This window comes from Cupriavidus sp. SK-3 (genome assembly GCF_000611145.1).
GTDB lineage: Bacteria > Pseudomonadota > Gammaproteobacteria > Burkholderiales > Burkholderiaceae > Cupriavidus.
The window spans coordinates 1-7,326 of the sequence record NZ_JFJV02000116.1 but is presented as its reverse complement, the minus strand read 5'-3'; the positions used below and the strand labels follow the sequence as shown (position 1 = coordinate 7,326).

Sequence of the window (7,326 nt, the reverse complement as noted above, 5' to 3'; positions counted from 1 at the left end):
TCGCATCGCTTGGGGGCTCGCTTCGCATCGCTTGAGGGGGGCGTTTGGGCCACGAATGCCGGCGGGCGCTATCCGCCGATGTACGCCTTCCGGATTCCTTCATCCTTTAGCAGCGTGTCGCGGTCGCCTTCCATCACGATGCGGCCGCTTTCGATCACGTAGGCGCGGTGGGCGATGCCCAGCGCGGCGTAGGCGTTCTGTTCGGCCAGCAGCACCGTGGTGCCGGCGCGGTTGATGCGCTGGATCACCTCGAACATCTGCTTGACCACCAGCGGCGCAAGGCCTAGCGAGGGTTCATCGAGCAGCAGCGTGCGCGGCCGGCCCATCAGCGCGCGGCCGAGCGCCACCATCTGCTGCTGGCCGCCCGAGAGCGAGCCGGCCGGGTCGTCCTTTTTCTGCCGCAGGATGGGGAACATCTCGAACACGTCTTCCAGCGAGCGTTTGATGCCCGCCGGGTCGCGCCGGTGCACGTAGGCGCCCAGTGTCAGGTTCTTCTGCACGCTCATGGCGGGAAACAGCTTGCGGCCTTCCGGGCAATGCACCAGCCCGGCCTGCACGATTTGCGAGGGCTTCATGCCGGCGAGTTCGCGGCCGTCGAAGCGCATGCTGCCGCCACTGGTGCGCTGAATGCCGCTGAGCGCCAGGAAGATCGAGCTCTTGCCGGCGCCGTTGGCGCCCAGCAGCACCACCAGCTCGCCGGCGCTGGCGTTCAGCGTGATGTTGTCCAGGGCGCGGAAACTGCCGTAGGAAAGCGAAACGCGTTCAAGCTGCAACATGGTCGGCTCCCAGGTAGGCTTCGATGACCTGCGGATCGCGCTGGATCTGCGCCGGCGTGCCTTCGGCGATTTTCTCGCCGTAGTTGAGCACCATGATCTTGTCGGCCAGCCGCATGATCATGTCCATCTTGTGTTCGATCAGGCAGACCGTCTTGCCGTGGCGGACCATTTTGCGGATCAGTTCGGCCAGGCCCACGGTCTCTTCCGGATTGACGCCGCCGGCGGGCTCGTCGAGCAGCAGCAGTTCGGCATCGGTGGCCAGCGCCAGCGCAAAGGCCACGCGCTTGCGCTCCTCCTGCGTGATGTCCGCGGCCACTTCGTGCGCGAGGTGCGTGAGGCCGACGAAGTCCAGCGCCTCCTCGGCCTTGGCGCGGCACAGGTGTTCTTCCTCGCGCAGCCGGCGCGTGTTGAAGATCACGTCGGCAAGTCCCGAGTGCGTACGCAGCCGGTGGCCCACGATCAGGTTGTCCAGCACGGTGGCCCGGTCGAACAGGTGCGTGGCCTGGAAGGTGCGTGCTACGCCCAGCCGCGCGATCTGGTCGGCGCGCAGGCCCGCCACGTCCTGCCCCTTGAGCAGGATCTGCCCGGAGCTGGGTGCGTGGGTGCCGGCGATCAGGTTGAAGAAGGTGGTCTTGCCGGCGCCGTTGGGGCCGATGATGGCGTTGATATGGCCGGTCTCGAAGGTGATCGAAACATCGTGCACGGCGGTCAGTCCGCCGAATTTCTTGGTCAGATTGCGAATCTCAAGCATGGTCGGCCCCTGCGTTGGCGGCATTTGCGGCGTTGGCATTCGGGTTGGCGACGACGGGCGTGCCGGCTGGTTGCGCGCGGCTCTTGCCGCCGCGCCGCGCGGCGGCGGCGCGGCGTGCCTGGCGTTTCGCCCACGAGCCCACGATGCCGTCCGGCACGAAGATGATCAGCAGGATCAGCACCGGCCCGAACACCAGCATGCGGTAGTCCTGCAGGAACTGCAGCGTCTGCGTGACCCACGGTACCAGCACCGCGCCCAGCAGGGGCCCCAGCAGCGTGCCGGTGCCGCCCACCAGCATCGCCATTACCATGTCGAAGGTGAGGTCGGTGCGCGCGATATCGGGTCCGAGAAAACGCACCTGGCCCGCGTACAGCGCGCCGGCAAAGCCGGCATAGCCCACCGACAGCACGAACGACAGCACCTTGGTGCGCATCAGGTTGATGCCGAGCGCCTCGGCCAGCGCGTCGCTATTGCGCACCGCCATGAAGCTGCGGCCCAGCAGCGAGGTCACGATGCGGTGCATCAGGAAAGTGCCCGCCACCAGGAAGAACAGCACCAGGTAGTACTGCGCCTGCACGTTGTCGAATACCAGCGGCCCCACCGACGCCGGCACCGGGATGCCGATCAGGCCAACGGTGCCATGGGTGAGGCTTTCCCATTTTTCGATCAGCAGGTAGATGATGTAGCCGATGCACAGCGTGAAGATCGAGAAGTAATGCCCCTTCAGGCGCAGCGACACCACGCCGACCAGGTAGCCCACCGCCATGCACACCACGCCGGACAGCACGAACGCGCCCCAGAAGGGCACCTGGTGGTCCACGGTGAGAATGCCCAGCGTATAGGCGCCGATCGCCATGAAGCCGCCATGCGCCAGGTTGAGCTGGCCGGTATAGCCCGTGATCAGGTTCAGCCCCAGCGTGGCGATGGCGTAGATGAAGGCCAGCGTCATCACCGTCAGGTAGTAGCTGTTGGGCGTAACCAGCGGGAACACGATGGCCAGCGCCAGCAATAGCGCCCAGCCGGTCTTGCCTTGCAATACATTGCTCATGGTGCGCTCCTTATGCGGCCTTGCTTGCAAACAGGCCTTGGGGCCGGATCGACAGGATGGCCACCAGCAGCACGAAGGCGATGATGTCCTTGTAGTCGGTCGAGACATAGAAGCCGCCGAAGCTCTCGGCCATGCCGATGATCAGCCCGCCGACGATGGCGCCGGGAATGCTGCCCATGCCGCCGAGGATGATGATGACGAAGGCCTTGGTGATGACCAGGTTGCCCATGCTCGGATAGACCAGGTTGATTGGCGCGTACAGCGTGGCGGCAATCGCGGCGAGCGCGCCGGAGATGGCGAACACCAGCAGCGTGACGCGGGTGGCGTCAATGCCCACCAGCGCCGCGCCCTCGCGGTTCTGCGCCATCGCCACGATGGTGGAGCCGGTGACGGTACGCGTCAGGAACAGGTGCAGCAGCACCATCAGCCCGAACGCTGCGGCGATGATCAGCAGCCGTTGCGCCGGCGCGGTCAGGCCCAGCACCTCGACCATCTGGCCGTAGGGCGTGGGCATGCGATGGAAGTCCGCGCCCCACAGTGCCTGCGCCCCAGCCTCCAGGAACAGCATGATGCCGATGGCGGCGATCATGTCGTGCAGTTCAGGCGCGTTGCGCAGCGGATGGAACACCAGCCGGTCGGCCAGCATCGACAGCGCCGCCACCGCGATGGCGGCAGCGCCCATCGCCAGCCAGTAGTTCACGCCAAGCGACGTCATCATGTAGTACGAGACGTAGGCGCCTGCCATGTAGAAGGCGCCATGCGCGAAATTGGGCACGTGCAGGATGCCGTAGACCAGCGTCAGGCCCAGCGCCACCAGGCTGTACACGCCGCCCAGCGTCAGGCCGTTCAGGACTTGTTGGAGAAACAATGTCACGGGCTTACCTCATGCGACTTTTGCAAACACGAACGAAGGCACGCAAACCGCGGCGCGGGCTGCGCGAAAGTGGCGGCGCCGCGCGCTGAAGGCGGGGCCGCTTGGTCAGGCTGGGGCGGGAATCAGCCGCGAGGCGGTGCGGCTTGTTGAAAGGTGTGCTGCATGCGTTGTCTCCTGTGCGATGCGGAATGGCCTGCTCAGGCAGGCCCCGGGTGCCGGTGTCGTCGTGTACCGTGAAGCGTGCTACGCATGTCGCCGTAGTCACGTTCCAGCACGATCGTTCGTTTTCATTGACTGTTGCATACGGCCTGAGGCACAGTCAAGAAATACGGAATTGTCTTCCGCACAGCGAAATAGCCGGCGCGCCTCTGTCCGCAGCCTTTTCATGGCGGCCACAGGCACGTTCTTCACCAGCCGTTGCCCAGCGTCCTCGCCACGTATGAAACGCACCTCGTCGATCCCGCATTCTCCCGCCGCAGCGCCGCTTGCTGCTGTCGCTGCAGTCAATGCGCAGCCCGGTGCCGAGGCGCAGGATACCGATCGAGACGACCGCAATTTCGTCACCGCGCTGGCGCGCGGCCTTGACCTGCTGCGCGCCTTCGGCCCGCACGACGATTACCTGGGCAATGCCGAACTGGCCCGCCGCGCCGGCATTCCGCGTCCCACCGTTTCGCGCCTGACCTTCACGCTGACCAGCCTGGGCTACCTGGTCTATTCCGCCTCGCTGGAGAAGTACCGGCTCGGCCAGGGCGCGATGGTGCTCGGGCAGCGCTACCTGGCCGGTTCGGGCATCCGCGAGATCGCGCAGCCGCTGATGCAGTCGCTGGCGTTTGCCACCGATTGCACGGTCGCGCTGGCGACATCGGACCGCCACGAGATGGTCTACCTCGAGGTATGCCAGCCGCGCGGCGCGCTGGTCATGCGGCTGGCGCCGGGCTCGCGCCTGCCCACCGCCACTTCCGCCATCGGACGGGCCTGGCTGGCGGGGCTTGAGCCGACGCGGCGCGCTGCCGTGATGGCTGACCTCGAGCGTCACTACGGGGCGCGCTGGCCAGCCATCCGCATCAAGCTCGAGCGCGCGCTGCGAGACTACGCCAGGCGTGGATTCTGCCTGGCGCACGCCGAGTGGGACCGCACCGTGAGCGGCGCGGCGGCGCCGGTGGTGCTCGAAGGCGGCGCGGAAGTGCTGGCCATCAATATCGGCGGCGCGGCCACCCGGCTCACGCCGGAAATCCTCGACGGCAACCTGGGCCCGCGCATCCGCGAACTGGCGGATGCGCTGCAGGCCCGCTTGTGGCAGGGGCGCGGATAGCATCGCCACCACCGTCACCATCGTTACGTATCGCATTCTCGCGGCCCGGGGGCCGCACATCTAGCTGGCAATACAGACATAGCAAACAAAGGAGACAAAGATGGAGATTCGCAACAAGACCGTGGTGGTGACCGGCGCGGCGACCGGTATCGGACGCGCGCTGGCACTGGCTTTTGCCGCCGGCGGTGCGCGTGGCGTGGCAGTGGCCGACCTGGACGCCAGGGGCGCGCAAGAGGTGGCCGCCGAACTGGCCAAGGCCAGCCCTGATTGCCAGGTGTTCGCGCAACAGGTCGACGTGGCCGATGCCGCCGCGGTGCAGGCGCTGGCCGACGAAGCCACGCAGCGCTTCGGCCAGATCGACGTGTTCTGCTCCAATGCCGGCATCATCCTGCGCAAGGGCCTCGATGCCAGCGCCGAGGAGTGGCAGCGCATCTGGGAGATCAACGTCATGGCCCACATCCACGCCGCGCGTGCGGTGCTGCCGCAGATGCTGGCGCGTGGCGATGGCTATTTCGTCAACACCGTATCGGCCGCCGGGCTGTTGTCGCAGATCGGCTCGGCGCCGTATGCCGTGACCAAGCACGCTGCCATCGGTTTTGCCGAGTGGCTGTCGATCACTTATGGCGATCGCGGCATCAAGGTCAGCTGCATCTGCCCGCAGGGCGTGCAGACGCGCATGCTGTTCGGCGAGGACGGCGATCGCAAGGGCTTCCTGCAGGCGGGCTCGGTCACGCCCGAGCATGTGGCACAGGTAACGCTGGAAGGGGTGAAGGACGAACGCTTCCTCATCTTGCCGCATCCGGAAGTGCTCGAGTACTACCAGCGCAAGGGACAGGATTACGATCGCTGGCTAAAGGGAATGCGCCGCCTGCACGATAAAGTGATGGCGGAGTTCGGCGGCACGGTAGTGTGAGCGTGGCGTGAAATCCGCGCCATAGCATCATGCTGAGCTAACGCCGCCGCCGGACAGGCACGAGTTGTCGCGCCCGTCCGGCGGCGGCTTGCGGGACAAGCTCTGGTACCAAAAAAACAAATCCAGTCATCGGGAGACATACCATGCGCATCACCTCTTTCGCAGCGGCCGTGCTGGCCACCTGCGCCGCATTCGCCGTGCCATCGGCCCAGGCCGATACCTATCCCTCCAAGCCGATCCGGATGGTGGTGGGTTTCCCTAGCGGCGGCGCGCCCGACATCCTGGCGCGCATCTTCTCGGAAAAGATTTCACCATCCTGGGGGCAACCGGTGGTGGTGGACAACAAGCCCGGCGCCGGCGGCAACATCGGCGCCGAAGCCGTGGCGCATGCCGCGCCCGATGGCTACACGCTGGCGCTCGGCACCGTGGGCACGCACTCCATCAACGGTGCGCTCTACAGCAAGATGCCATATGACATGGTCAAGGATTTCGCGCCGGTGATCCTGGTCGCGTCCACGCCGAACGTGCTGGTGGTCAACCCCTCCGTGCCTGCCAAGAACGTGGCGGAGCTGATCGCGCTGGCGAAGGCCAAGCCGGGCAGCCTCACCTTCGGCACGCCGGGTGTCGGCACCTCGCCGCACGTGGCGGGCGAAATGTTCAACTCGCTGGCCGGGGTGAAGCTCACCCATGTTCCCTATAAAGGCCGTGCCATGGCGATTCCCGATCTGCTTGGCGGGCATATCTCCATGATGTTCGACAACCTGCCTTCGGCGCTGCCGGTGATCAAGGAAGGCAAGGTGCGGGCGTTAGGGGTGACCAGTGCCAAGCGCTCGGCGTCGGCGCCGGATATTCCTACGCTGGCGGAGCAGGGGTTGCAGGGGTTTGACGCGGATTCGTGGTTTGCGATTTTCGCGCCGGCGAATACGCCTAAGGATGTGATTGCCAAGCTCAATACCGAGCTGAATCGGATTTATCAGTTGCCGGATGTGCAGGCCAAGTTGAAGACGCTTGGGTTGGATCCTATTCTTGGGGCGCCGGAGAAGTTGGCTGCTTATCAAAAGGTGGAGATTGCTAAGTGGGCGAAGGTGGTGAGGGAGTCGGGGGCTAAGGCGGAGTGAGGTGGGCTTTTTTGGTGGTGGCTTAGAGGCATAGATTCGGTGTTGGTTTTTGGACCCAACAGCCATACGACATCCCCCCTGCGGGGGGGCGCCGTACGCTGTTGGGTGCAAAGGCCAACGCCGCAAAAAAACAGCGAAGACCCCCAACGACCACCACAACTCTACGGCCGCTCAACAATAGTTTGTTGCATACCACGGACGGGGCTTCGCGAGACGATGCGGTGTTGGTTGTTAGTTCTGGCGGGGCTATCGGGCGGGCTACCGCGGATTTGCCGGGTGCGCCTGCGCAGACTGCGATTGAGTTGAATCTGCAGTTTCGGAATACGGCTTTTTGCGAGATTATTTCTGGGCGTGGGATGCTGCGGTTGCTGAGTTTTAATGGTTTGCCGCATTTGGATCGGGTTGATCGGCGGGATGCCATTACGTTTGATTGAGGGGTGGGGGGAGTGGTGTGCTGTTGGGGTTGGTGTTTTTTTAGCGGCGTTGGTTTTTGCGCCCAACAGCATACGACATCCCCCTGCGGGGGACGCCGGT

7 protein-coding genes and 1 pseudogene are annotated in these 7,326 nt (G+C 65.0%); 4 read left to right on the top strand and 4 right to left on the bottom strand.

The window, feature by feature from the left end; all coding sequences use genetic code 11:
- Positions 1-68: 68 nt before the first annotated feature.
- Genes CF70_RS12075 through CF70_RS12060 form a run of 4 tightly spaced genes read right to left on the bottom strand, consistent with a single transcriptional unit; the run spans position 69 to position 3,449 of the window.
- The gene (locus CF70_RS12075; protein ID WP_035864594.1) at positions 69-776 is read right to left on the bottom strand and encodes an ABC transporter ATP-binding protein; all 708 of its coding nucleotides are present in this window, start codon (positions 774-776) and stop codon (positions 69-71) included.
- Positions 763-1,527, bottom strand: a complete 765-nt coding sequence (locus tag CF70_RS12070; protein WP_035864597.1) for an ABC transporter ATP-binding protein — start codon at positions 1,525-1,527, stop codon at positions 763-765. Before CF70_RS12070 ends, CF70_RS12075 begins: the two co-directional genes overlap by 14 nt.
- Positions 1,520-2,575, bottom strand: a complete 1,056-nt coding sequence (locus tag CF70_RS12065) for a branched-chain amino acid ABC transporter permease (RefSeq protein WP_035864593.1) — start codon at positions 2,573-2,575, stop codon at positions 1,520-1,522. The genes CF70_RS12070 and CF70_RS12065 overlap by 8 nt, the downstream gene beginning before the upstream one ends.
- Before the next feature lie 10 nt (positions 2,576-2,585).
- Positions 2,586-3,449 carry a branched-chain amino acid ABC transporter permease gene (locus tag CF70_RS12060; RefSeq protein WP_035864592.1) on the bottom strand — a complete coding sequence of 288 codons (864 nt, stop codon included), beginning with the start codon at positions 3,447-3,449 and terminating at the stop codon, positions 2,586-2,588.
- A 439-nt stretch (positions 3,450-3,888) separates the two neighbouring features.
- On the opposite strand from CF70_RS12060, the gene CF70_RS12055 reads away from it, so the two are divergent.
- The 4 genes and pseudogenes from CF70_RS12055 to CF70_RS37730 all read left to right on the top strand — a co-directional run.
- On the top strand, positions 3,889-4,761 hold the full coding sequence (locus CF70_RS12055; RefSeq protein WP_035864590.1) for an IclR family transcriptional regulator: 873 nt from the start codon (positions 3,889-3,891) through the stop codon (positions 4,759-4,761).
- 100 nt (positions 4,762-4,861) lie between these two features.
- Positions 4,862-5,674 (top strand): SDR family NAD(P)-dependent oxidoreductase, encoded by an 813-nt coding sequence (locus CF70_RS12050; RefSeq protein ID WP_035864588.1) that lies wholly within the window; start codon positions 4,862-4,864, stop codon positions 5,672-5,674.
- Positions 5,675-5,817: 143 nt separating this feature from the next.
- Positions 5,818-6,792 (top strand): Bug family tripartite tricarboxylate transporter substrate binding protein, encoded by a 975-nt coding sequence (locus tag CF70_RS12045; RefSeq protein WP_035864586.1) that lies wholly within the window; start codon positions 5,818-5,820, stop codon positions 6,790-6,792.
- Between the two features lie 206 nt (positions 6,793-6,998).
- A pseudogene (locus CF70_RS37730) lies at positions 6,999-7,226 on the top strand (histidine phosphatase family protein); the annotation flags it as partial.
- Positions 7,227-7,326 lie beyond the last annotated feature (100 nt).